General features: G+C 63.1%; 24 protein-coding genes and 1 tRNA gene. 12 read left to right on the top strand and 13 right to left on the bottom strand.

Going from position 1 to position 24,360, the window contains the following annotated elements; all coding sequences use genetic code 11:
- Positions 1-53: 53 nt before the first annotated feature.
- Together CHC01_RS23645 and CHC01_RS23640 are read left to right on the top strand one after the other, a co-directional pair.
- On the top strand, positions 54-359 hold the full coding sequence (locus CHC01_RS23645) for a DUF6460 domain-containing protein (protein WP_068737958.1): 306 nt from the start codon (positions 54-56) through the stop codon (positions 357-359).
- Positions 360-389: 30 nt separating this feature from the next.
- Positions 390-1,739, top strand: a complete 1,350-nt coding sequence (locus CHC01_RS23640; protein WP_089266793.1) for an MATE family efflux transporter — start codon at positions 390-392, stop codon at positions 1,737-1,739.
- Here CHC01_RS23640 and CHC01_RS23635 read toward each other — a convergent pair.
- Positions 1,714-2,808, bottom strand: coding sequence for a quinone-dependent dihydroorotate dehydrogenase (locus tag CHC01_RS23635; RefSeq protein ID WP_089266792.1), 1,095 nt, complete (start codon positions 2,806-2,808; stop codon positions 1,714-1,716). The two genes, CHC01_RS23640 and CHC01_RS23635, sit on opposite strands and share 26 nt — an antisense overlap.
- The gene (locus tag CHC01_RS23630) at positions 2,805-3,149 is read right to left on the bottom strand and encodes a DUF952 domain-containing protein (RefSeq protein WP_170849835.1); all 345 of its coding nucleotides are present in this window, start codon (positions 3,147-3,149) and stop codon (positions 2,805-2,807) included. Before CHC01_RS23630 ends, CHC01_RS23635 begins: the two co-directional genes overlap by 4 nt.
- Positions 3,150-3,386: 237 nt before the next feature.
- Here CHC01_RS23630 and CHC01_RS23625 point away from each other — a divergent pair, with 237 nt between their 5' ends.
- Both CHC01_RS23625 and CHC01_RS23620 read left to right on the top strand, forming a co-directional pair.
- Positions 3,387-4,016, top strand: a complete 630-nt coding sequence (locus CHC01_RS23625; protein WP_089266927.1) for a S24 family peptidase — start codon at positions 3,387-3,389, stop codon at positions 4,014-4,016.
- An 83-nt stretch (positions 4,017-4,099) separates the two neighbouring features.
- Positions 4,100-4,600 carry an SgcJ/EcaC family oxidoreductase gene (locus tag CHC01_RS23620; protein ID WP_089266926.1) on the top strand — a complete coding sequence of 167 codons (501 nt, stop codon included), beginning with the start codon at positions 4,100-4,102 and terminating at the stop codon, positions 4,598-4,600.
- A gap of 63 nt (positions 4,601-4,663) precedes the next feature.
- Here the strand turns inward: CHC01_RS23620 and CHC01_RS23615 are convergent, their stop codons facing one another.
- Both CHC01_RS23615 and CHC01_RS23610 read right to left on the bottom strand, forming a co-directional pair.
- A complete protein-coding gene (locus CHC01_RS23615; RefSeq protein ID WP_089266790.1) occupies positions 4,664-6,307 on the bottom strand; it encodes a lysine--tRNA ligase in 1,644 nt (547 codons plus the stop codon).
- 71 nt (positions 6,308-6,378) lie between these two features.
- Entirely contained in the window at positions 6,379-7,260 is an 882-nt protein-coding gene (locus CHC01_RS23610) for a transporter substrate-binding domain-containing protein (protein ID WP_420878639.1), read from the bottom strand.
- Positions 7,261-7,471: 211 nt separating this feature from the next.
- On the opposite strand from CHC01_RS23610, the gene CHC01_RS23605 reads away from it, so the two are divergent.
- The gene (locus tag CHC01_RS23605) at positions 7,472-9,352 is read left to right on the top strand and encodes a glycosyltransferase (protein WP_176454691.1); all 1,881 of its coding nucleotides are present in this window, start codon (positions 7,472-7,474) and stop codon (positions 9,350-9,352) included.
- On the opposite strand, the gene CHC01_RS23600 is transcribed toward CHC01_RS23605, so the two are convergent.
- The 3 genes from CHC01_RS23600 to CHC01_RS23590 all read right to left on the bottom strand — a co-directional run bounded on the left by CHC01_RS23600 (position 9,343) and on the right by CHC01_RS23590 (position 10,831).
- Positions 9,343-9,936 (bottom strand): SCO family protein, encoded by a 594-nt coding sequence (locus CHC01_RS23600; RefSeq protein ID WP_089266787.1) that lies wholly within the window; start codon positions 9,934-9,936, stop codon positions 9,343-9,345. The two genes, CHC01_RS23605 and CHC01_RS23600, sit on opposite strands and share 10 nt — an antisense overlap.
- Before the next feature lie 32 nt (positions 9,937-9,968).
- Positions 9,969-10,130, bottom strand: a complete 162-nt coding sequence (locus tag CHC01_RS23595; RefSeq protein ID WP_244528478.1) for a hypothetical protein — start codon at positions 10,128-10,130, stop codon at positions 9,969-9,971.
- 242 nt (positions 10,131-10,372) lie between these two features.
- Positions 10,373-10,831 (bottom strand): Clp protease/crotonase-like domain-containing protein, encoded by a 459-nt coding sequence (locus tag CHC01_RS23590; RefSeq protein ID WP_089266785.1) that lies wholly within the window; start codon positions 10,829-10,831, stop codon positions 10,373-10,375.
- 256 nt (positions 10,832-11,087) lie between these two features.
- Here CHC01_RS23590 and CHC01_RS23585 point away from each other — a divergent pair, with 256 nt between their 5' ends.
- On the top strand, positions 11,088-12,746 hold the full coding sequence (locus tag CHC01_RS23585) for an FAD-binding dehydrogenase (RefSeq protein ID WP_089266784.1): 1,659 nt from the start codon (positions 11,088-11,090) through the stop codon (positions 12,744-12,746).
- Between the two features lie 12 nt (positions 12,747-12,758).
- On the opposite strand, the gene corA is transcribed toward CHC01_RS23585, so the two are convergent.
- Together corA and CHC01_RS23575 are read right to left on the bottom strand one after the other, a co-directional pair.
- Entirely contained in the window at positions 12,759-13,766 is a 1,008-nt protein-coding gene (gene corA, locus CHC01_RS23580; protein ID WP_089266783.1) for a magnesium/cobalt transporter CorA, read from the bottom strand.
- 110 nt (positions 13,767-13,876) lie between these two features.
- A tRNA-Gly gene (locus CHC01_RS23575) sits at positions 13,877-13,950 on the bottom strand.
- A 164-nt stretch (positions 13,951-14,114) separates the two neighbouring features.
- On the opposite strand from CHC01_RS23575, the gene CHC01_RS23570 reads away from it, so the two are divergent.
- The 4 genes from CHC01_RS23570 to CHC01_RS23555 are packed head-to-tail and all read left to right on the top strand — an operon-like array spanning position 14,115 to position 16,506.
- Positions 14,115-14,693 (top strand): methylated-DNA--[protein]-cysteine S-methyltransferase, encoded by a 579-nt coding sequence (locus CHC01_RS23570; protein WP_089266782.1) that lies wholly within the window; start codon positions 14,115-14,117, stop codon positions 14,691-14,693.
- A 9-nt stretch (positions 14,694-14,702) separates the two neighbouring features.
- Positions 14,703-15,545, top strand: a complete 843-nt coding sequence (locus tag CHC01_RS23565) for an AraC family transcriptional regulator (protein ID WP_089266781.1) — start codon at positions 14,703-14,705, stop codon at positions 15,543-15,545.
- Positions 15,546-15,580: 35 nt separating this feature from the next.
- Positions 15,581-15,982 carry an SRPBCC family protein gene (locus CHC01_RS23560; RefSeq protein ID WP_089266780.1) on the top strand — a complete coding sequence of 134 codons (402 nt, stop codon included), beginning with the start codon at positions 15,581-15,583 and terminating at the stop codon, positions 15,980-15,982.
- Positions 15,979-16,506 (top strand): hypothetical protein, encoded by a 528-nt coding sequence (locus CHC01_RS23555; protein ID WP_089266779.1) that lies wholly within the window; start codon positions 15,979-15,981, stop codon positions 16,504-16,506. Before CHC01_RS23560 ends, CHC01_RS23555 begins: the two co-directional genes overlap by 4 nt.
- Before the next feature lie 7 nt (positions 16,507-16,513).
- Here CHC01_RS23555 and CHC01_RS23550 read toward each other — a convergent pair whose 3' ends face one another.
- Both CHC01_RS23550 and CHC01_RS23545 read right to left on the bottom strand, forming a co-directional pair.
- Positions 16,514-17,959, bottom strand: a complete 1,446-nt coding sequence (locus tag CHC01_RS23550; protein WP_089266778.1) for an MATE family efflux transporter — start codon at positions 17,957-17,959, stop codon at positions 16,514-16,516.
- A 129-nt stretch (positions 17,960-18,088) separates the two neighbouring features.
- Positions 18,089-19,141, bottom strand: a complete 1,053-nt coding sequence (locus tag CHC01_RS23545; protein WP_089266777.1) for a hypothetical protein — start codon at positions 19,139-19,141, stop codon at positions 18,089-18,091.
- 128 nt (positions 19,142-19,269) lie between these two features.
- Here CHC01_RS23545 and CHC01_RS23540 point away from each other — a divergent pair, with 128 nt between their 5' ends.
- Positions 19,270-20,610 (top strand): PQQ-dependent sugar dehydrogenase, encoded by a 1,341-nt coding sequence (locus CHC01_RS23540; RefSeq protein ID WP_089266776.1) that lies wholly within the window; start codon positions 19,270-19,272, stop codon positions 20,608-20,610.
- A 169-nt stretch (positions 20,611-20,779) separates the two neighbouring features.
- Here the strand turns inward: CHC01_RS23540 and garD are convergent, their stop codons facing one another.
- On the bottom strand, positions 20,780-22,324 hold the full coding sequence (gene garD, locus CHC01_RS23535) for a galactarate dehydratase (RefSeq protein WP_089266925.1): 1,545 nt from the start codon (positions 22,322-22,324) through the stop codon (positions 20,780-20,782).
- 162 nt (positions 22,325-22,486) lie between these two features.
- Here garD and CHC01_RS23530 point away from each other — a divergent pair, with 162 nt between their 5' ends.
- Complete coding sequence (locus tag CHC01_RS23530; protein ID WP_089266924.1) at positions 22,487-23,329, top strand: NAD-dependent epimerase/dehydratase family protein; 843 nt, start codon at positions 22,487-22,489, stop codon at positions 23,327-23,329.
- Between the two features lie 18 nt (positions 23,330-23,347).
- Here CHC01_RS23530 and CHC01_RS23525 read toward each other — a convergent pair whose 3' ends face one another.
- Positions 23,348-24,340 carry an aldo/keto reductase gene (locus tag CHC01_RS23525; RefSeq protein ID WP_089266775.1) on the bottom strand — a complete coding sequence of 331 codons (993 nt, stop codon included), beginning with the start codon at positions 24,338-24,340 and terminating at the stop codon, positions 23,348-23,350.
- Positions 24,341-24,360: the final 20 nt, after the last annotated feature.

The raw sequence follows: 24,360 nt of genomic DNA, 5'->3' as shown, positions 1-24,360 counted from the left end.
ATTTGCGTGGGACCACCTATGATCAGCGCGCGATTTGCGCGCAGGAGACCATGATGCAGCCAAATGAGACCCGGGACTTGCCGGCCAACAATGACGGCCTGGCGCGCTTCCTCGGCGGTTCGCCGCTGGCGGTACTCGGCCGGCTGATCCTGCTGTCGATCCTGGTCGGCGTCGTTCTCGCCGCCATCGGCTTCGATCCGTGGAACATTGTCACCAGCATCCGCCGCCTGTTCCAGTGGGTCTATGACCTCGGCTTCGATGCCATCAATGGCCTCTGGCGCTACTTCCTGCTCGGCGCCGTGATCGTCGTGCCGATCTGGCTGATCATGCGGCTGTTCAGCGCCCCCCGCGGCCGCTGAGACGCGCATCATCCGCTTCAGGCTGCATTGATGTCGTCGGGATTGTCCGTCACCAACAGGCGCGTCTTTGCCATTGCCGGCCCGGCCATGCTGGCCAATCTGACGACGCCTCTGATCGGCATCGTCTCGACCGCGGCAATCGGCAGGCTTGGCGACCCGCACCTGCTCGGCGGTGTGGCTTTGGCCTCCGTGGCATTCGACTGCATTTTCTGGCTGTTCGGATTTTTGCGCATGGCGACGGTTGCCTTCACCGCACAGGCGCTTGGCGCCGGTGACCGGATCGAGGTGCGCGCTATCCTGCTGCGCGCGTTGATGCTCGGAGCGGCGATCGGGCTGACGCTGATTATCTTGCGGACACCGCTGGCGGCGCTGGTGTTCAGCATCATGGGCGGCAGCGACGCCGTCACATCCGCCGCACGCCAGTATTTCTTCATCCGACTCTGGTCCGCGCCGCTGATGCTCGGCAACTATGTCATTCTCGGCTGGCTGGTCGGCCGGGCGCGCACCGGGATCGCTCTGGCACTGCAGGTCGGCATCAATCTCGCCAACATGGCACTCACCTCCCTGCTGGTCCTGCAATTCGACTTTGGCGTCAGTGGCGCAGCACTGGCCACGGTGATCGCGGAAACCGCGGGCTTTCTCGCCGGCCTCATCGCCGTGTGGAAAATCCTTGGCGGCCGCATCGATGTGCCGCGCGCGGTCCTGTTCGACCGCATCCGGCTACTACGGTTGTTCGCAGTCAATCGCGACATCATGATCCGTACGGCAGCACTGATTGCTGCATTTCTCTTCTTCACGGCGCAGGGCGCCCGTGCAGGCGACCTGACCCTGGCTGCCAATGCAGTGCTCAACAACTTCGTCATGATCGGCTCGTTCTTCCTCGACGGCATCGCCACCGCCGCTGAGCAGCTCTGCGGTCAAGGCACCGGCGCTCGCGACCGCAAGCAATTTTCCCGGGCCGTAAAGCTCGTCCTGATCTGGAGCACGGCATTCGGCATCGCTGTCACGTTGCTATTCGTGCTGTTAGGCGGCCTGCTGATCGATTTCATCACCACCAGCCCCGAAGTTCGGCTCGCTGCGCGGAACTACATGCTGCTGGCGGCGCTGGCGCCCGCCTGTGGCGTCCTCGCTTACGCCTATGACGGCATCTATATCGGCGCATCGTGGGCGCGCGACATGCGCAACCTGATGCTGCTGGCGTTAGCGATTTACATCGCCGCATGGTTCGCACTGGCCAGCCTTGGCAATACCGGACTATGGCTCGCGTTTCTGGTGTTCATGCTGTCGCGCGGCGCTTTGCAAGCGCTGCGTCATCCAGCCCTGCTGCGACAGTCGTTTCCGCAGCAGGCCTGGCTTACGCCGGCCAGTCTTCCGCTGTGATCGTCGCCGCATCGGCGCCGACGATTTCCGACAGTGAATCACGGCCGGTGCGCAGCAGCGTCGAGGACAGGTCCGCCTTGATGCTGTCGACAAGGCCGACGCCTTTATAGACCAGCGCCGAATAGAGCTGGATCAGGCTCGCACCCGCGCGAATCTTGGTCAGCGCCGCACCGCCGCTGTCGATGCCGCCGGCGCCGATCAGCGGAAATGCACCTTCGACACGTACGAAGGTCTCTGCCACCATGCGGGTGGACAGCCTGAACAAGGGCCGCCCGGATAATCCGCCCTGCTCTTTCGAGCGTGCCTGTTCGCGCAAGGTCGAGGGACGGCCGATCGTGGTGTTCGCGACGATCATGCCATCGACGCGGCGCGAGCGCGCGACATGGACGACATCGTCGAGGTCGGCGAGGCTGAGATCGGGCGCGATCTTCAGCAGCACCGGAGAATCTCCCGCATTCTTGCGAACGCGCTCACGGGCATCGATCACCCGGGCCAGCAGATCGTCGAGCTCGGCGGCCTGCTGCAGATTGCGCAGGCCCGGCGTGTTCGGCGATGACACGTTGACGGTGAAATAGCTCGCCACCGGCGCAAAGGTCTCGATCAGCCGCACATAATCCTGCGTGCGATCGGGCGAATCCTTGTTGGCACCGACATTGACGCCGACGATACCGCCATTCTGCGCACGTGCAGCCAGCCGACGCAGCACGACCTCCGCACCGTCATTGTTGAAGCCGAGCCGGTTGATGACCGCTTCGTCACGCTCCAGCCGAAAGATGCGCGGGCGTGGGTTGCCGGATTGGGGCTTCGGCGTCACCGAGCCGATCTCGGCGAAACCGAAGCCGAGACGGAGCAGCGCGTCCGGCACCTCAGCATTCTTGTCGAAGCCGGCGGCGATCCCCACCGGATTGGGGAAGTTCAGGCCGAATGCGCGGACTGCGAGTTTCGGATCGTCCGGCCGCGGGCGGGCGTAAGGCAGCATGCGCAACCCGCGGATCGCGAGGCGGTGCGCGTCTTCGGCATCGAGCATGCGCAGCATCGGCAGGGAAAAGGCATCGAAAGCGCGGATCACGATTTGAGCTCCGGAATGTCATGGTTGCCGTCGGAGCGCGCACGCAGATCCATGACGGCCGTGACGGCGCCGAGATCGAGTTCGCCGTAGAGATGCGGGAACAGATCGCCGCCGCGGGATGGCTCCCAGCGCAGGTCGTCACCGAGTGCGTCTGCGTCCACAGCGACCAGAAACAGGCCGGTCTGGCCGAAATAGTACTTCCGGAGCGTCTCGGGGAGCTGTGCCGCGGTCGAGAAGTGGATGAAGCCGTCCCGGGCATCGTCGGCGCTGCCGCGATAGGTGCCCTGGCGCTCAGCCTCGCGCCAGCTCGAGGCTGGACAGATTTTATAGATGGTGCGCAACCGCCCAGACTTCCAATTTGGTTGAATCAGCTGTTTTCGATGTGGTGTGGACGCCCAGTCGCGGGATTCGATGGCTGGAGCCGACAGTCGACCGTATCGGCGCCCCCCCTCCACTTCAAGGCTGCACATTTTTTTCAAATGCCTGTTGCGAAATCCGTGCATTCACGGCAATAATTCCTAGATTTCGCCACGATTCACCGCCCCGCAGAAATCCGGGCCAAGGGACCGAAACCGATGATGCTCTCGCACGCCCAGATCTGGAACGCCCTCGACCGCCTCGCAGAGCGCAACGGCATGTCACCCTCCGGCCTTGCGAAGAAGGCGGGGCTCGACGCCACGACCTTCAACAAATCCAAGCGCATCACCAACGACGGCCGCGAACGCTGGCCGTCGACGGAGTCGGTCTCGAAGGCGCTGACCGCAACCGGCGTGACCATCGACAGCTTCGTCACGCTGATCGAAGGCACCAAGCGCATCGTGCAGTCGGTGCCGCTGCTCGGCTTCGCACAGGCCGGCCATGGCGGTTACTTCGACGACGCGGGTTTTCCCGCCGGCAGCAAGGGCTGGGACGAAGTGGGCCTGCCGTCGGTGAATGACGAGCACGCTTATGCGCTGAAGATCTCTGGCGACTCGATGAAGCCCGCTTATCGCGACGGCGACATCATCGTCGTCTCGCCTGAAGCGCAGATCCGCAAAGGCGACCGCGTCGTGGTCAAGACCAAGGACGGCGAGGTGATGGCGAAGGAATTGAAGCGCCGAACCACGAAGATCATCGAGCTGCAGTCGCTCAATCCGAACCATGTCGACCGCAGCTTTCCGGCCGCCGACATCGCCTGGATCGCGCGCATCGTCTGGGCGAGCCAGTAACCGAACACACTCTGGACTGGCGTCCGGTCACCGAATGATCCATGCGAGTTCCCTATCCGAAACTCGCAACCTTCGGTGGCGCCATGAAAACCAGAACAATCGTTGCCGGCGCGATCGCGCTGGCCCTCGTTAGCGCAGGTTCTCTCGCACATGCGAAGCCCATGACCTGCGCGGTCGTCACGACAAAGCAGATCGAAGCGCTATTCGACCGCTGGAATGCCTCGCTCGCAACGCTCGACCCCGCCAAGGTCACCGCCAATTACGCCTCGGACGCGGTGCTGCTGCCGACGGTGTCGAACACGCCGCGCACCGACAGCGCGTCGATCCAGAGCTACTTCGTGGATTTTCTGAAGAAGCACCCGCAAGGCAAGATCGACACGCGCACCGTCAAGATCGGCTGCAACATGGCATCCGACGTCGGCACCTACACCTTCACACTGTCCGGAAAATCCCCCAGCGATACGCAAATCGTCAAGGCCCGCTACAGCTATGTCTATGTCTACCGCGACAAGAAATGGCTGATCGCGCATCACCACTCGTCGGCAATGCCGGAGCCTGTCACGCCGGCAGCAGCGCCAAAATAGGCATCAAGAAAAAGGCGCGCTCCGTCAGGAAGCGCGCCTTTGACGTTTCGTTGGGTGTAAGCCTCAGGCCGAGCGCGCCAGCGCGCCGTCGATCATGTTGATCGCATTCTGCACGCCATAGACCGCGACGAAGGACCCGAAGCGCGGGCCCTTCTCCTGGCCGAGCAGCACCTGGTACAGCATGTTGAACCAGTCGAGCGAGACCCCGGGCCGGCCATCCTTGGCGAGCTTCTTGTGATCAAGGAACGGCTCGCGGCGGCCGATCTCATAGACCGCGTTCTGGATGTCTTCCGGCGTGGCCTCCGCCGGCAGTTGCGAGAGCGCATCGCGCAGATCCTGCAGCGCCACGCGCTCGACATCGGTGGGCTCGCGGAACGTCTTGGTCGGCGCCACGAAGTCCCGATAGTAGTTGATGGCATAGCCGACCATCGCGTCGAGCCGCGGATGCGTCGCCGCGGAGACGCCCGGTCGATAACGCCGGATGAAGCCCCACAGGGTTTCGGCATTCTCGGCATTCGACGACGACACCAGCGTCAGCAGGAGCTGGAACGTGACCGGCATGTCCGCCACCGGCGGATCGCCGGCATGGATATGCCAGGCCGGATTGGACAGGCGCTGCTTGGGATCCTGCTTCGCATAGCCTTCGACGAACTGCTGATATTCGTCGACATTGCGCGGGATGACGTCGAAGAACAGCCGCTTGGCCGCCTTCGGCTCGCGATACATGAACAGCGACAGCGATTCCGGCGAGGCATAGCGCAGCCATTCGTCGATGGTCAGGCCGTTGCCCTTCGACTTCGAGATCTTGCCGCCCTTGTCGTCGAGGAAGAGCTCATAGTTGAAGCCTTCCGGCGGCGTGCCGCCAAGCGCAGCGCAGATCTTGCCCGACAGCTTTACGGAATCGATGAGATCCTTGCCGGCCATTTCATAGTCGATGCCGAGCGCCGCCCAGCGCATCGCCCAGTCGGCCTTCCACTGGCACTTCACATTGCCGCCGGTGACCGGCGTCGTGACTTCTTCGTTAGTGTCAGGATCGACATAGGTGACGGTGCCGGCAGCCACGTCGCGCCGGATCATCGGCACCTGCAGCACCACACCCGTTGTCTTGCTAATGGGGAGGAACGGCGAATAGGTCGCACGGCGATCCGGGCCCAGGGTCGGCAGAATGATGTCCATGACCTTGTCATAGACTGCGAGCATCTTCAGCAGCGTCGTGTCGAAGCGGCCAGATGTGTAGTAGTCGGTCGACGAAGCGAATTCGTAGTCGAAGCCGAACTGATCCAGGAAGACGCGCAGCCGTGCATTGTTGGCCGCGCCGAAGGACGGATATTCGTTCGAGAACGGATCCGGCACCCGCGTCAGCGGCTTGCCTAGATGCGATGCCAGCATGTCCTTGTTCGGCACATTGTCCGGCACCTTGCGCAGACCGTCCATGTCGTCGGAGAAGGCAATCAGCCGGGTCTTGATCTTGTCCTCGGTGAGTACGCGAAAGGCATGGCGCACCATGGTCGTGCGCGCGACCTCGCCGAAAGTGCCGATATGCGGCAGGCCCGACGGACCGTAGCCGGTCTCGAACAGCACTTCGTCTTTCGGCGTTTTCTTCAGACGCGCCACCAGCGCCTTCGCCTGCTCGAACGGCCAGGCGTTGGAAGTCTCGGCGAGCGCGCGCAGCTCGCTCGGGCTCATGGTGGGGTCTAGCGTGGACATCGTGTTTTGGGCCTCCGGGCCGCGGAACCTAGCGGCTCCGCACCGAAATGCCAAACCGCGAATTGAGAGAGTTAGAAGGGGCTGACCGAGAAATAACGCAGCCACAAATCGGTGTAGCGGCCTTTCTCCCAGACCCGGAACAGGGCCCAGTTCAGCGCCTGGCGCAGCGTGTCGTTGCCCTTGCGGACGGCGATGCCGATGCCCTCGCCGAAGAAACGGCTTTCGATGAAGGGCCCGCCGCTGAAGGCGCAACAATCGGCGGAATCGCTGCCATTGATCCAGAAGGCGAACGAGATCGCATCGCCGAAGATGAAATCGACCTCGCTGCGTTTCAGCGCCTGGCGTAGCGCATCGTCGCTTGGAAAAGGCACCAGCACCGCATCGGTGAACATCGCCTTCAGATAGGCCTCATGGGTCGAGCCCGCGATCACGCCGACCTTCTTGCCTTCGAGATATTCCGGGCGGATCTCCGGCATCACCGCATTCTTGCGGGCCACGAAGCGCGCCGGCGCACGGTAATAGGGATCGGTGAAATCAACGCGGGCGCGAATCTGCGGCGTCACCGCCATGGAGGCGATGATCGCGTCGCCCCGGTTGCTGGAAATGGCATCGAGCAACGTCTCGAAGCGGCGCATCTGCACCGTGCAGGTGACCTTGATCTCCTCGCAGAGAAGACGTGCGAGATCGACGTTGAAGCCCGCCGGATTGCCGTCGGGGCCGGTGAAGTTGAACGGCGGGTAGTCGGTCTCGGTCAGGAAGCGGATCACGGTGATGCGCGACAGGTCCGGCCGGTCCGGACGGCGACGCGGATCCCAGAAGCCCGGCACGGCCTGCGGACCGGGCTGGCTCACAGCCGGAGCCGACGTCTGCGCCAAAGCCGGTGCGGCCGAAAACAGCGACATCCATGCGGCCAGCAAAGCGCCAAGGGTCAGCGCAGTTGCGCGACACTTCATCAGCGGTATTTGGTTGCGGGAATTAACCATCTGTGGTTGCATAGGGTGCTTCCGGATCGCGGTCTTATAGACCATCCGGCGCGAGACGCGAGTAGCGTTTGTGGTGTGAGGGCGTTGCATGGGGGTGCAGCAATCTTCCCGGGGTCATCGGCCGCGCGTTTCGCGCCAGCCGGCCGCCGCGCTACGCTCTCCTCCTCTGCCGATCGGCAGGATGACCTCCTTCCCCATGCCGGAGCGAGACGGGTCGGACCGGCGCGCGGAACCAGCCAGCGAGCTCGACTGCCTGCGCGGCATACTCCCGGTCCCGCTTCTGCACGCCGCGGAGCGCCGGAGCCGCGAGCTCAATCTGGGCGCCGATCAGGTCCTGATCCAATGGGGCGTCATCAGCGAGGAAAAGTATGTCGCGCATCTGGCCCGCCACCTCAGCATCGACTTCGACGATCTCTCGACAGTCGGGCGCGCTCACTGTCCCCTGGCGGATGCCGATCTTCCGGGGATCGCAGAGTTCGGCATCCTGCCCCTCCAGGAGGATGACACACTCAACTGGATCGTCACGCCGCGCGCCTTTACGGCACGGCGGCTGATGCGTTTCTCCACCACATATCCATCGCTGATCGCGCGCATTCAGCTGACCACGCGGCGTCACCTGCATCAATATCTGACCGAGCAGACCGGCGACGCGCTTTCGGATATCGCCGCCGAAGGCCTGCTGCAGACGCGACCTGCCATGTCGGCCAAGTCGGCCGTCGGTTGGCGCAAAGGATTGCAGCCGGCGCTTCTGCTGCTGGTATGCGCGGTTCTCGCGCTTCTGTATCCGGCGCTGACGATGGATCTGATCGGCGGCCTGGCGGCGATCTGGTTTCTCGCCTTTTCGCTTCTCAGGCTGACTTGCGTGCTGGTGCCGCCGCAGCCGGAGCAACAATTTCCGCCTTTGCGCGACGACCAACTTCCGATCTACTCGGTGGTCGTCGCGCTCTATCGCGAGGAGATGTCCGTTCCGGGTCTGTTGCGATCCCTGCAAAGGCTCGACTATCCCTCCGAAAAACTCGACATCATTCTGGTGCTCGAGCCCGACGATCTGCGGACCCGCGCGGCGGTTGCCAGAGCCCGGCCGGGGCCGCAGGTTCAGGTCCTGATCGCACAGGCGACGGGTCCGAAAACCAAGCCGAAGGCGCTGAATGTTGCACTTCCCTTCGTGCGCGGCAGCTTTCTGACCGTGTTCGATGCCGAAGACGATCCCGCCCCCGGCCAATTGCGCGCCGCGCTCGGCATGTTTCGCCAGCACAACGACGACGTCGCCTGCGTTCAGGCTGGGCTGCATTTCGACAATCTGACGCACAGCCTGCTGTCGCGCATGGCGGCAGTCGAATATGCCGGGCTGTTCGCGGTCTTCCTGCCCGGGCTGGTCGCATTGGGCATGCCACTGCCGCTTGGCGGCACCTCCAATCATTTCCGCACCGACACCTTGCGCGGCATCGGCGGCTGGGACGCCTATAACGTCACGGAAGATGCCGACCTCGGGATCCGCCTGGCGCGGCTGGGCTATCGCTCGGTGACCATTCCATCGGTCACGCTTGAGGAAGCACCGATCGCGTTCGGCGCGTGGCTGCGACAACGCTCACGCTGGATGAAGGGCTGGATGCAGACCTGGGCCGTGCATATGCGCGATCCCCGAAAACTGTGGGACGAAGCCGGTGCGCGGGGATTCCTCGCACTCAACATCGTCTTCGGCGGCAATATCCTGACGTCGCTGGCTTTTACGGTGCTGGTGGTCAAACTTATCGCCTGCCTGCTGCTTGCCGATAGCACCCTGCTGCTTGGCGACCGGCTGTCGTCACTGCACGTGCTGGCCATCGCCTGCGGCTTCATCGCGACCTGCGTCCTCGGCCTCACCGGTCTGGTGCGCCGTGGCCGCCTGCGCGATGGCTGGATCCTGGCCCTGACGCCGATCTATTGGGGATGTCTCTCGATCGCGACCTGGCGCGCGCTGTGGCAATTCTGGACCCGGCGCCATCACTGGGAAAAGACCGAGCACGGCCTCGTGCATCGGACCGGCACGATGGCAGCGAACCGCAGGCGAGTTCAGAGATAGCGCTTGAGATCCGTGGCCGCTTCTTCCGGCTTGCGCTTGAGGTTGAACGGCGCGACGAAATTGCCGTCGCGGTCCATCAGATAGATCAGCGCGGTGTGATCCATCGTATAGTCGCCGTCCTTGGTCGGCACCTTCTTGGCATAGACGCGGTAGCCGGAAATCACCTTCGCCACCGCATCAGGCGTGCCGGTCAAACCCTTCAGGTGCGGATCGAAGCTCGACAGATATTCCTTCATGATCGGTGCCGTATCGCGCTCGGGATCGACCGAGACGAAATAGGTATTGATACGATCGGCGTCCTTGCCCATCGCGCGCAGCACTTCCGACATTTCGAACAGCGAGGTCGGGCAGATGTCCGGGCAATGGGTGAAGCCGAAGAAGACCAGCGTCGGCTTGCCCTTCAGGCTCTGCTCGGTGACGGTCTGGCCGGACTGATCGGTGAGCTGGAACGGACCGCCGATCGAGGCCGGTGCGGCGACATTGCGAAAACCACCCGTCAGCCACAACACGACCAGCAATCCCGCCGCGAGACTGCCGGCGAAGGCAGCAATAATGACCAGCGGCCGGGTGGTTCGATCAGTCATGGAATGTCCCCTGAATTACCCTTGGCAGCCGATCACATGCAGGCGGCGATGCCAGTCTTGATCATCTCGAAAAATACGGCCGTGCCGTAATGTGCCCACAGCCCGATGGCGCCCACCACAAGGAGCGCCACGAATGCCGCGGCCGATGCAACAATGACCGACGCAAGCCGTGACGGCCGCTCGGACGCGGGCATCGTGCTCTCGGGCGTCGATAAAGGCTGCACCATCAGACGATCTCAGAACGGCCAAGGCTCGAGATCATTCAGGAGCCCGCCATCCTAGTTCCAGATAGGCTGAGATGACGGCGCGGGCAAGCGCTCCCGGCGCCGCAGGGCATCACGTCATGCTGATGGAATAAAAACCAGATCGGCCTTTAGCTTTTTGTTCTGACGCGTTTTCTTGACGCGAACCGGCATCCACTTCGCTCGAAAACGCTCTAGCGCGCGCTGGAGGCGTGGGCATCCATGTAACAGGGCTTGTACATGCCCATCAGCTGGCGGCCGCGCAGGAAGATCATCTGCGTCTTCAGTCCGCCGCGTTTGGAGATCCAGCGCCGAATCTGCGTCGGATACATCGAATACAACATCTGGGTGGCTTCCGGGTTGGTCACCGCGCGACCATTGGCGCCCATGTCCCAGGCCGCATGAAAGCCGAGATTGGCATTGGAGGTGACGCAGATCCGGTCACGCGGAACCGCGCCGAGCACGATCGTACAGGCCGAGGCGCACAGGCCATCGATGATCACGGTTTCGCCGGAAGTGCGCAATCCCTGATATCTGTCGACATAGGTTCCGATCCGTCCGCCACGATCATCCGCGATGCGAACCACCGCGTGACTTGCCCCGACGCCCGCGAACAGCAAGACCGCCGCCAGCAAACCCGTAACGAACTTCATGTCCAGCCCCAAAACCTGTCGATCCCGAATCTGAGCGCCCTGATGATGCAGGGCATGATCAGCGTGTTGCCAGATCGTGGCTTTGTCCAGACGAGCATGACGCTTCCAATGCGATTCAAATCGAGTGTTGCGCGCGGGATGCACCTCGTTCCGTCGCGGTATCAATCTGAAACAGCGCCGCCCTTCGCGCGCAATTTCCGTTGACCAAAGTTCCCGCGCCGACTTCAATCTCCATTAACAAAATGGGGGAAACAGTATGGCCGTTGATGCGGATGTCATCGTCGTCGGCGGCGGACTCGCGGGCCTTGTCGCGGCTACGGAAATTGCCGATGCCGGCAAGCGCGTTGTCGTGGTCGATCAGGAAGGCGAGCAGAATCTCGGCGGCCAGGCGTTCTGGTCGTTCGGCGGTTTGTTCTTCGTCGACTCGCCGGAACAACGACGCCTCGGCATCAAAGACTCCCATGACCTGGCGATGCAGGACTGGCAGGGCACGGCCGGCTTCGATCGCGATGAGGACCTCTGGCCACGGCGCTGGGCCGAAGCCTATGTCGCTTTCGCCGCCGGCGAGAAGCGCGACTGGCTGCGCGCCATGGGCCACCGCGTGTTTCCCGTGGTCGGCTGGGCCGAGCGCGGCGGCTATGACGCGATGGGCCACGGCAATTCGGTTCCGCGCTTTCATGTCACCTGGGGCACTGGCCCCGGCATCGTCGAGCCGTTCGAGCGGCGTGCGCGCGAGGCACAGAAGAAGGGCCTGCTGAGCTTCAGGTTCCGCCATCGCGTCGATGCGCTCAGCGTCACCAACGGAACTGTCGACGGCGTGAGCGGCGCAATCCTCGAACCGTCCAATACCGAGCGCGGCGAAAGCAGCTCGCGCAATGTGATCGGCGACTTCTCGCTGCGCGCGCAAGCCGTGATCGTTGCCTCCGGCGGCATCGGCGGCAATCATGATCTGGTGCGCCAGAACTGGCCGAAGCGCCTCGGCGAACCGCCGAAGCGCATGATCTCCGGCGTGCCCGCCCATGTCGACGGCCGCATGATGGGCATCACGGAAGCCGCCGGTGCGCGGCTGATCAATCGCGATCGCATGTGGCACTATGTCGAGGGCATCGAGAACTGGAATCCGATCTGGCCGAAGCACGGCATCCGCATTCTGCCCGGCCCGTCGTCGATGTGGTTCGACGCCACCGGCAAGCGGCTGCCGGCGCCGCTGTTTCCCGGCTCCGATACGCTCGGCCAACTGCAATATATTCAGTCCACCGGATACGATTACTCATGGTTCGTGCTGACACAGGCGATCATCAAGAAAGAATTTGCGCTCTCGGGCTCCGAGCAGAACCCGGACCTCACCGGCAAGAGCTGGCTGATGACCGCGCGCCGCGCCACCAACAAGGGCGCACCGGCGCCGGTTGAAGCCTTCAAGGATCACGGCATCGACTTCGTGGTGCGCGACAATCTCGACGACCTCGTCAGCGCCATGAATGCACTGACCGGCGACAATCTGCTGAAGCTCGATGAGATCCGCACGCAGATCGAGGCGCGTGACCGCACCATGGCCAATCCCTACGTCAAGGATGCGCAGGTGATGAACATCCACAATGCGCGCAAATATATCGGCGACCGCCTGATCCGCACCGCGAAGCCGCATCGCATTCTCGATCCCGCGCAGGGCCCGCTGATCGCCGTGCGGCTCAACATCCTGACGCGCAAGACGCTGGGCGGTTTCGAGACCGATCTGGACTCGCGCGTATTCGGCAGCAACGGCCAGATCATGCCAGGGCTCTACGCGGTCGGCGAAGCTGCCGGCTTCGGCGGCGGCGGCATGCACGGCTATCGCTCGCTGGAAGGCACGTTTCTCGGCGGCTGTCTGTTCACGGGTCGCACCGCCGGGCGCGCAGCGGCGAAGGCGGTGGGGTGATCGGTCTCCCGCTCACAGCCATCCGTTGCGCTTGAAGCGGGTATACAGGTAACCGCAGATCGCGGCGATGCCGCCCAGCACGACGTAATAGCCGTAAGCCCATTTCAGCTCCGGCATGTGTTCGAAATTCATGCCGTAGATTCCCGCAATCGCCGTCGGCACCGCCAGGATCGCGGCCCAGGCCGCAAGCCTGCGGGTAATTTCGGTTTGCTGCGACTGCCCTGACATCAAGCTGGCTTCAAAGGCAAAGGCCAGTACTTCGCGCAGCGAGTCGATATCTTCTTCCGCGCGTTTGACGTGATCCAGCACATCGCGGAACAGAGGTTTCATGTCATCGTCGATGAACAGAATATCGATATGTTCTAGGCGATGACAGACATCGACCAGCGGCCCGACCGCGCGACGCAGGCGCAGCAGCTCGCGGCGCAGCTTGTAGAGCCGCTCGAATTCGGCCCTCGTCAGCATGCGGTGCAGGACACCATCCTCGAGCTCGTCGATCTCGGACAGGATGGATTCGATGACAGGACGATAGTTGTCGACGATAAAATCGAGGATTGCGTAGAGGATGTAGTCTTCGCCGTGCGTCAGGTTGGTCGGGCAAGCCTCGCACCGCTCGCGGACAGACGCATAAGACGTCGAGGCGCCATGGCGCACAGACACGACGTAGCCTTTACCCAAGAAGATGTGCGTCTCGCCGAAAGCAACCGTCTGATCGACCAGTTGCGCCGTGCGCGCGACGATGAAGAGCGCTTCGCCATACTGCTCCACCTTGGGATGCTGATGCGACTTCAGCGCGTCCTCGATGGCGAGCGGATGCAGATCGAATTGCGCGCGCAGTTTTTCGAGCAGTTCAAGGGACGGTTCAAACAGTCCGATCCAGACGACATGGCCCGGCTTCTGCGCCCAGACGCCCGCCTCCTCGACGGGGATATCCGCAACACGGCGGCCATTGGCATAGACGCTGGAGGCGACAACGCCAGGCACATTGCCGGCGGTTGCAGCTGAGAGGGGAAACGTCATGCAAGAACCTTGTGTTGTGCGAACAGCAACGGGCGCCTTTGAAGAACGGCGGGGATGCCAAACCGTTCAATCGCCATGCGGCACCGATCATCTGGAATGAATGAGGGGGCTGGAGCGGACGGAGGGAATCGAACCCTCGTATGCAGCTTGGGAAGCTGCCGTTCTACCATTGAACTACGCCCGCATCGTCGCGCCATCTGATCTAGCCGAGACCGGCCGATCCGCCAAGCGGATTGATGGCAGCTGGTTACAGTTCCTTGCGCCGCACACCCGGCCGCGCCCTCCGAAAGGTCACCGCTCAAAGATTCCAGATGACGGCTTCAATTCGCCTGCTAACATCCCTTCGGGATGGCTGGGCACGGATACACAACCTTCGACACGTCGGCGGGCCGATGCGGTATCGCATGGGGCGACGCCGGCATTGTTGGCGTGCAGTTGCCGGAAGCGCGCGAGATCGAGACCCGGCGCCGCCTGCTGCAGCAATTTCCCGATGCGCGCGAATTCCGGCCGCCGGCCGATGTCGACTACGCCATCGAGGGCATCGTTGCGCTGCTGCGCGGCCAAGCCGTCGACCTCGGCGATATCCCCGTCGACATGCATGGCCTGCCGCTGTTCAATTGCCGCGTCTATGAGGCGATCCGGATGATCCCGCGTGGCGAAACCCGCACCCATGCGGAGATCGCAGCAAAGCTCGGCGCCAGCGGTGCGGTCTATTCGGTCGGGCAAGCCATCGCGCGCAATCCGTTTGCGATCCTCGTGCCATGCCACCGTGCACTGGCCGTTGCGGGCCAGACCAGCGGCTTTGCCGGCAATGGCGGCATCATCACCAAGTCGCGGCTGCTCTCGATCGAGGGCGCGCTGGCGGGCCGGACGACCACCCTGTTCGACGCCCTGCTGTCGGTTGCCCCACCGCGCCCACAGGGCTAAATTCAGCCTATGCAGGCAACAACACTGTTCCAGAGCAACGCGATCACCGTCACGGACTATCGCTGTACGGCGGGGCCGGACGACCAGCCGTTTTCCGAACAGCACGCCGGCCATTCGCTCTCCTATGTTCGCAAGGGCAGTTTCGGCTGTCGCTGCCGCGGGCAATCGCACGAACTCATCGCCGGCGCGCTGCTGATCGGGCACCCCGGCGACGAATATACCTGCCATCACGAGCATCATGGCTCTGGCGACGAGTGCCTTTCATTCTCCTTCGCGCCTGAGCTGATCGACACCGTCGGCGACGCCAGGGACATCTGGCAGCAGGGCGCCATCGCGCCACGCGCCGAATTGATGGTGCTGGGCGAGCTCGCGCAGGCCAGCGCAGAAGCGCACAGCGATCTCGGGCTCGATGAGATCGGTCATGCTTTTGCGGCGCGTTTTGTCGACGTCGTCTCGGGCGAGCCGCGCAGGCGTGTGAACGGCAATGCACGGGATCGCCGGCGCGCGGTCGAGGCCGCGCTGTGGATCGACGCCCATGCCAGCGAGGAGATCGATCTCGATGCGGCCGCCCGTCAGGCCGGATTGAGTCCGTTTCATTTCCTGCGCCTGTTCAGGAATGTGCTCGGCGTGACACCGCACCAGTATCTGGTGCGCGCGCGGCTGCGGCGGGCCGCAAACCTGTTGGTCGAGAAAGACCGCGCCATCACCGACATCGCCTTCGATGTCGGATTCGGCGATCTCTCGAATTTCGTGCGCAGCTTCCATCGCGCTGCCGGCGTCTCGCCCCGCGCATTTCGACAGGCTTCCCGCGGCGACCGCAAGATTTTCCAAGAACGGCTGGCCGTGCACTGAGTAACTTGCCGTCCTGATCAACCGGGAGGCACAGCATGGCATCGATTCACAAAGAGATTTTCCTCGGCGCATCGGCAGACGATGTCTGGTCCGCACTGGCCGACTTCGGCGCGCTGCACACAAGGCTGGTGCCGGGCTTCGTCACTGACACAAAGCTGGACGGCGACGCGCGTATCGTGACGTTCGCCAATGGGTCCGTCGCACGCGAAATACTGGTCACCTGCGACCACGACCGGCAGCGCCTCGTCTATGCCATCGTCAGCGAACGTATCAGCCAGCACAGCGCGTCAGCGCAGGTGTTTGCCGATGGACCCGCCCGCTGCCGGTTTGTCTGGACGGCCGACGTGCTGCCGAATGAAATCGCGCCTTATATGAGCAGCCAGATGGATCTGGGCCTTGCAGCGATGCAGACCCAATTCGGGAAAGTGGCGCGATGACGGCATCGTTTCTCGATGCGCTCGCAGCGGACGGTGCTGCCCCGGATCGCATCGGCCAGATGGATCTCTATGGCTGGCTGATCGGCGCTTGGGATCTCGACGTCACCAGATATATGCCGGACGGCAAAGAGCGACGGCGCAAGGGTGAATGGCATTTCGGCTGGGTGCTGGAAGGCCGCGCCATCCAGGATGTCTGGATCGTGCCGCCGCGCGGCCAGTTGCGCGACGGCGACGCCGCAGCGAATGCCTACTCGTATGGAAGCACGCTGCGGATCTACGATCCGCGCATCGATGCGTGGCAGATACAGTGGACCGATCCGGTGATGCAGAATTTCCTCACCATGACCGGCCGCAAGCAGGGCGACGACATCATCCAACTCGGCCGCGACAATGACGGACGCCCGATCCGCTGGAGCTTCTCGCAGATCACGCCGCGCTCGTTTCTATGGCGCGGCGAGACCTCGCATGACGACGGCGCGACGTGGCGGCGCGATGTGGAATTTACTGCGACGCGCGTCGGCTAGAAACTGCTCAGACGAGCTCCGGCCGAATCTCGGGCACGGGGCCAGCCTTCGGTCCCCACGACGTCAGCAGTACGCTGAGCGCCGACAGCACGCCGAGCAGCACCATGGACGCCGCCGCGAGCCAGAAAAAGCTTGTGGCCGAGGCATCGATCGACAGCAGCCACCAGCCTCCAACGCTGACGAAGACCAGCCGCGCGGTTTGCGCTAGCACCGGGCCGAGTACCTTGGCGGCGCCCTGCGAGGCAAAATAGGCCACCGTGGACAGCCCCAGAAAGGCATACATTGGCGCACAGGTGGCCAGATAGGTCCGGCTTGCCGCACGCACACCGGCATCATTGGTGAACATATTGACCCAGGCATCGGGGAAGATCGCGATCAGTGTGCCGAGCAGACCGACAACACCGAAGGCGATCACGCTGCCAGTCCAGGTCACGCGGCGCGCACGCGCGATGCGGCCAGCGCCGATTGCCATGCCGACAATCGGCACCGAGGCGATACCCACCGCGAAAGCCAGCGTGCTCAGCATGAATTCGAGCCGCGCACCGATGCCGTAGCCGGCCAGCACCGCGGTGCCGTATTGCGCCAGCATATGGGTGAAAATCAGGAGAGTCAGAACGCCCTGTAGCGGATTGAAACAGGCGATGGCACCCACTTTCAGAATATCGAAGAACATCCCGCGCTGAATGCGGAAGCCCTTGATCTGAGGCCGGACTCGCGCACGACCGGAAAAGACATACCAGCCCATGACGCCTGTGCCGATCGTGAACGCAATCAGCGTGCCCGCCGCGACGCCGGGCATGCCGAATTGCGGGATCGGACCGAAGCCGAGGCCCAGCACGCCACCGAGAACCACCTGCAAGGCGGCCCCCGCCATCTGCATGGCGGAGGGCATCTTCATGTTGCCGGTGCCGCGCAGGATCGCCGCGAAGGTATTCAGCAGCCACGGGATCACGCCACCAGCGAAGAAGACGGTGATGTAGCCCTGCGCCTGGCTCAGCACATTGCCGCGGCCACCAAGCAGTTGCAGCAGCAAGGAGCCGAAGGTCAGCATGCCGACCGTGAAGGTGAGGCCGAAGCAGATGGCGATCAGCAGCGCGTGGCCCGCCAGCGTATCGGCGCGCGCGCGGTCGCCGGCGCCGAGCGCGCGTGCGATGGCCGAGGACACGCCACCGCCCATGGCGCCGCCGGACATGGTCATGGTCAGCATCACGAAGGGAAACACCAGCGCCATCGCCGCCAATGCTTCGGTGCCGAGCCGGCCGACATAGGTGGTCTCGAAAATAACGACGACGGCGCCTGCCGTCAGCGCAACGACATTGGGCCAGGCCAGCCGCAGGATGGTCGGCAGAATGGGATGATCCAGCAGGGCGTTTTTGGCCGGCGCCTTCAGGCTCGGAAGCGGCTGCTTGTCGGCATCGACCAATCGGGGTTCGGCGACGACAGCGTCGGACATGCATTCTCCCTGAGCTTCCGGTCTTGCCTGCCGGACACCCCGTTCCTAGCACCGATCACGGACAATGCCATGCGCGACGCACGCATGGGGGATGCTCGATTTGCACTGCAGTATCAAGGGGTCGAGGCGCTAGCCGATCGACCAGATGAACGGCAGCGCACCACCTCGTGCCGGCGTCATCGCGATGGGTATATTGCGACCGCATCCGGCGGCGAGGCCCTCGACCAACCCCTGCAAGGCCCTCGCGCAGGCGGCATTGTTGTCGGCGACGCCATCCATCAGTTTCCAGCTCTGCTGCCGGATCTCGAACAGGCCCTCAGACTTGCTGATCTCCACGACGTCGTCCTGCGCTGCGAACAGAACGCCGAGGAATTCCGCAAAGGCCCTGGCGTCGCCGCGCTGCAAGCCGAAGCCGGCAGAGACCTCGTCGAAATACTGCATGCCGATCAGCTTGCCGGTGAGATGCAGCAAATAGCCAGCATCGACCGGACCGAACAGTTGAACCGCCACAGGCGCTGCGGTCCGCACATATTCCATGGCGTAGTTGCGATAGGCCTTCTCCAGCCGGGCTTTCGGCCAGCTATCGACGGGCAGCGCCGGCGCCTTGGCGGGATCGAACAACGGCGCTTCCAGATGGCGCGCGAACACCAGACGCTGATCGATATCCAAATCATGGTCGTATTCGCAGTAATAGCCTTCGAGCCCATCCTGGCCATCGACGCTCTGCTTGGTGCAGACGAAACCCATGCGGGGATTGCCGAGCGAGACGCCGTTGTTGGCGTGCCAGCCGCGCAGCATCGCGCGGGAGACTTCGCCGGGCACGCCGCAGATTGCCGTGCCGCGCCAGATCCAGCGCGGCGGCGGATAGCGGATCCAGGCCTTGCGGTCACTCTCATACATGTACTCGACTGACACGCCGCCGATCCAGTTCGAGAGATAGTGATACTGGGCCGCAGCGACCGCGGGTGGCAGGCTGGACAGACCGAGCTTCACGAGTCCCGGCAGAAAGCGCTCCTGCTGCTGCCGGCGGAATATCCGAAACATGAACTCGGCGGCGTCTGCCGTGCCGCGGCGCGTGACCGTGGTCAGGATCAGGCCAGTGAAATAGGCGTGATAAAGATCGGCGACGCTACGCCAGCGCGTCCAGGTGGCTTCGTCGCCCGTATTTGTCGGTCCGGTCATCGTTTCTTCCCTGATTATTGGGAAGGACCATAGCCGCGCATCACTCTAGCTTCACATGAAATTCATGCAGGGAGGTCGAACGTTCCTGCATTGGCCGCATTAGATCGTTTCAGTCACAAGGACATTCCATGCGCCAGAAATTCCTGCTTTTGGCCTGCCTCGTCGCTCTGGCGCTGCCGCTGGCCGGATGCAACGAACAATCCACCATCGCATCAGGCGAGGATTTCGGACCGTCGCCGAAGCTTGTCGAGCCCAACAAGTCGCTGATCCCGACCGTCAATGTCTCGAAGGCGGTCGGCTGGCCAGAGGGTGCCAAGCCGAAGGCTGCGGACGGCATGACGGTCAACGCTTTTGCGCGCGGCCTCGATCATCCACGTACGGTCTATGTGTTGCCCAATGGCGACGTGCTGGTGGCAGAAAGCAATGCGCCGCCGAAGCCGGAAGACGGCAAGGGCATCAAGGGCTGGGTCATGAAACTGGTCATGGGCCACGCTGGCGCGGGCACGCCGACGGCAAATCGCATTTCGCTGCTGCGCGACGCGGACGGCGACGGCGTCGCCGAAACCAGGACAGCGTTTCTCGAAGGGCTCAACTCACCCTTCGGCATGGTGCTGGTGGGCGATGAATTCTTTGTCGCCAATGCCGATGCCGTGGTGAAGTTTCCCTACAGGACCAATGATACCAGGATCACGACGCCAGCCGTGAAGGTGGTTGACCTGCCCGGCGGCCCGATCAATCACCACTGGACCAAGGATCTCACGGCGAGCCCCGACGGCACGAAACTCTATGCAACCGTCGGCTCCAACAGCAATGTTGGCGAGAACGGCATGGACGCCGAGAAAGACCGCGCCGCGGTGATCGAGATCGACCGCGCGACCGGCGCCTCACGCGTCTTCGCATCCGGTCTGCGCAACCCCAACGGCCCGTCGTGGCAGCCGCAGAGCGGCGCGCTCTGGGTCACCGTCAACGAGCGCGACGAGATCGGCAGCGACCTCGTGCCGGACTATATGACCTCGGTGAAGGATGGCGGTTTCTATGGCTGGCCCTACAGCTATTACGGCCAGCACGTGGACGTCCGCGTGCAACCGCCACGTCCCGACATGGTTGCCAAAGCCATCGCGCCCGATTACGCGCTCGGTGCGCATACCGCATCACTCGGGCTGACCTTCAACACCGGAGACCTGTTTCCAGCCAGCATGAAGGACGGTGCCTTCATCGGCCAGCACGGCTCGTGGAATCGGCGCCCGCAAAGCGGCTACAAGGTGATCTTCGTGCCCTTCACCGACGGCAAGCCATCGGGCAAGCCGCAGGACGTGCTCACCGGTTTCCTCAATGACAGTGGTGAAGCGCAGGGACGCCCGATGGGCGTGCGCATCGATAGCAAGGGCGCATTGCTGGTGGCTGACGATGTCGGCAATACGATCTGGCGTGTGACGCCATCGGGCACGAAGGCGGCAGCGTTAAAGTGATACCAGAGACCTGACAAAGCTCCGTCATGGCCGGGCAGCGCGAAGCGAGGGCTTCACTTGATGTCCCGGCCATCCACGTCTTCCTGAGTTTATGGCCGAGACGTGGAAGCCCGGCACGAGGCCGGGCATGACGAGCTTTTATTACTTCGCCTATCCCACTTGAAATTCTTCACGTCACCGGCGCGGGGTTGAACAGCACCAGGTCGTTGTGCAGTCCCCATTTGTCCGCCCAGACCTGCTTGCGGCCGCTGGCGACGTCGAGAATCAGCTGGAACAGCTCCCAGCCGGCTTCCTCGATGGTCATCTCGCCTGACGCAATGCGGCCGGCGTCGAAATCGATCAGGTCCGACCAGCGTTTCGCCAGTTCGGTGCGCGTCGAGACTTTGATCACAGGCGCCTGCGCCAGCCCATAGGGCGTGCCGCGCCCCGTGGTGAAGATCTGCATCTGCATGCCGGCGGCGAGCTGCAGCGTGCCGCAGACGAAATCGCTGGCTGGCGTCGCTGCAAACAGCAATCCCTTCGTCGTCGCGCGCTCCCCCGGGCCGATCACGCCGCTGATCGCGCTCGAACCGGACTTGACGATCGAGCCCAATGACTTCTCGACGATATTCGCCAGACCGCCCTTCTTGTTACCCGGCGTCGTATTGGCGCTGCGATCGGCGCCGCCCCGCGCCAGATAGGAATCGTACCAATCCATCTCACGTATCAGCGCGCGGCCGACATCCTCGTTGACCGCACGGCGCGTCAACAATTCGATGGCGTCACGCACCTCGGTGACTTCGGAGAACATCACCGTTGCGCCGGCGCGCACCAGCAAATCGCTCGCGAAGCCGAGGGCCGGATTGGCGGTCACGCCGGAAAATGCGTCGCTGCCGCCGCATTGCAGACCGATCACGAGGTCGGAAGCCGGACAGGTCTCGCGCTTGCGCTGGTTCAGGATTTTCAAGCGCGCTTCAGCCATGGTGATGATCGTATCCACCATGTCGCCAAAGCTCTGATTGCTCTCATCCTGAAGGCGCATCATGCTGCCGGGATCGTCCTTCGGCAGCAAACGCTCCGGTGCGAGCTTCTCGCAGCCAAGGCCGACCACCATCACCTCGCCGCCGAAATTCGGATTGCGCGCGATGTTCTGCAGTGTGCGGATCGGGATATAGGCATCCGGCGCATTGATCGCGACACCACAGCCATAGCCGTGGGTGACAGCGACGACGTCATCGACATTCGGATAGCGCGGCAGCAATTCCGCCTTGATCCGCTTCAGCGCGAATTCGAGCGTGCCGGCGACGCATTGCACCGAGGTGCTGATGGCGAGAATATTCTTCACGCCGACGGAGCCGTCGCGATTGCGAAAACCTTCGAATGTGTAGTCCTTCAGCGGCGGCTGGGGTTCCGGAACGGCATTGGCAATCTCAAGGCTATCGAGATCCGGCGCATCGGGCATGTGGATGCGCGCCTCCTCGACCCATTCGCCGGCCGAAATCATATCCAGTGCATAACCGATGATCTCGCCGTAGCGGATGATCGGCGCATCCTTGGCGATATCTTCCAGCGCCACCTTGTGCCCCTGCGGCACGAAATGGCGCAGCTCCAGACCATCGGTCATCCTGGTGCCTGCAGGCAAGCCAAAATCATTGACGATGATGGCGACATTGTCGCGCGCGTTCAGTTTGATGTAGCGCGGCGCATATGCATCTGCTGCCAGCGTGGTGGCCATCGCCTTGTCCTTCCCAAATCTGCCGGCATTCGCGCCGGTCTCGTAGCAGAGCAGTAGCACAAAAGATGACGGTGTCGCGCACTTGACCAGCGCGCTCTGCAGCCCGAATGATGACGTTGAAATGGGCCGGCGCGCCCGAATTCATGCAGAAATGGAATGAACGTGCGTCTTTTCGTCTTCGGGCTCGGCTACAGCGCAAACCGGTTCATCGCCCAGCATGGCGGTCAATTCACCGGGATTGCCAGCACCATCCGCACGGCCGGCAAGTCGGCTGCTCGGGATATCGAGACGCTGGTCTTCAACCCGGATGTCACCGATCCCGGCATCGGTGATCGCCTAGCGAGCGCCGATACGCTGCTCGTCTCGGTCCCGCCCGGCGCAGATGGCGATCCCGTGCTGCTGACCTTCGGCTCTGTGATCGCGGCCAGCGGCATCCAGCGCATTGTCTATCTCTCCAGCGTCGGGGTTTACGGCGATCATCAGGGCGCCTGGATCGACGAAACCGCCCCGGTCTCCGGCGAGGGTCGGCGCAGGGCACGCATCGATGCCGAAGAGCGCTGGCGCGCTCTGGCCGGCGATCGCACGACAATTCTGCGCATCGCTGGCATCTACGGCCCTGGCCGCAATGCGCTGGAAAATCTCAAAGCCGGCAAGGCCCATCGCATCGTCAAACCGGGCCAGGTGTTCAATCGCATTCATGTGGATGACATCGCGGCTGCCATCGCGGCTGCATTCGAATATCCGCAGACCGGCATCTGGAATCTGTGCGACGACGAGCCGGCGCCGCCGCAGGACGTCGTGACATTCGCCGCAGCGCTGATGGGAATCGCGCCGCCGCCCGAGCAGGACTTCGCAACCGCCGAGATGAGCCTGATGGCGCGCAGCTTCTATGCCAGCAACAACCGCATCTCGAATGCGCGGCTGAAACGCGAGCTCGGCGTGAAGCTCGCATTTCCGACCTATCGCGAAGGCCTCACGGCACTGTGGCAGCGGCGCGAGATCTAAGCAGCCGTGACTTTCGGGCTATCGCCCCGTCATCGCTTCCAACCTGTCCGGATATCGGTTGCCCTGAACGGTGATCTTCGCAGCAGCGCTCTCGATATCCCGCAGATCGTCGGCTGTCAGCTCAACGTCTGCCGCACCGAGATTTTCTTTGAGCCGATGCAGTTTCGTGGTGCCTGGAATCGGCACGATCCACGGTTTCTGGGCCAGCAGCCATGCCAGCGCGATCTGCGCCGGCGTCGCCTGCTTCCGCTCGGCGATCTCGCCCAGCAAATCGACCAGCGCCTGATTGGCCTTGCGCGCTTCGGGGGTGAAGCGCGGGAGGATATTGCGGAAGTCTCCGCTGTCGAGCGTCGTGCTCTCGTTCATGGCGCCCGTGAGAAAGCCCTTGCCGAGCGGGCTGTAGGGCACGAAGCCGATCCCGAGTTCTTCGAGCGTCGGCAGCACTTCCTTTTCGGGACTGCGCGTCCACAGCGAATACTCGCTCTGGATCGCAGTAATCGGCTGCACGGCATGGGCGCGGCGAATTGTCGTCACGCCCGGCTCGGACAGGCCGAAATGCTTGACCTTGCCCTCGGCGATCAGATCCTTCACCGCGCCGGCGACATCCTCGATCGGCACGTCGGGATCGACGCGGTGCTGGTAGAACAGATCAATGGCATCGATCTTCAACCGCGTGAGCGATGCTTCGGCGACCTCGCGAATATGCGCGGGTCGGCTGTCGAGACCAATCTGCTGACCGGTCACGGGATCGAGCCTGAAGCCGAATTTGGTGGCGATGACGACCTGATCGCGAACCGGCGCGAGCGCCGCGCCGACGAGTTCTTCATTGGTGAACGGACCATAAACTTCGGCGGTGTCGAAGAACGTGACGCCGCGTTCGACAGCCGCGCGGATCAGTGCGGTCATTTCCGTTGTGTCGGCCGGAGGCCCGTAGCCGAAGCTCATGCCCATACAACCGAGACCGATGGACGTGACTTCCAGTCCGCTGCGTCCGAGTTTGCGTGTCTTCATGTCAGATCTCCTGTGCCATC

This window comes from Tardiphaga sp. OK246, assembly GCF_900188215.1.
Classification (GTDB): Bacteria; Pseudomonadota; Alphaproteobacteria; order Rhizobiales; family Xanthobacteraceae; genus Tardiphaga; species Tardiphaga robiniae.
The sequence above is the reverse complement of the archived record's forward strand: the minus strand, read 5'-3'. Positions and strand labels throughout refer to the sequence as shown.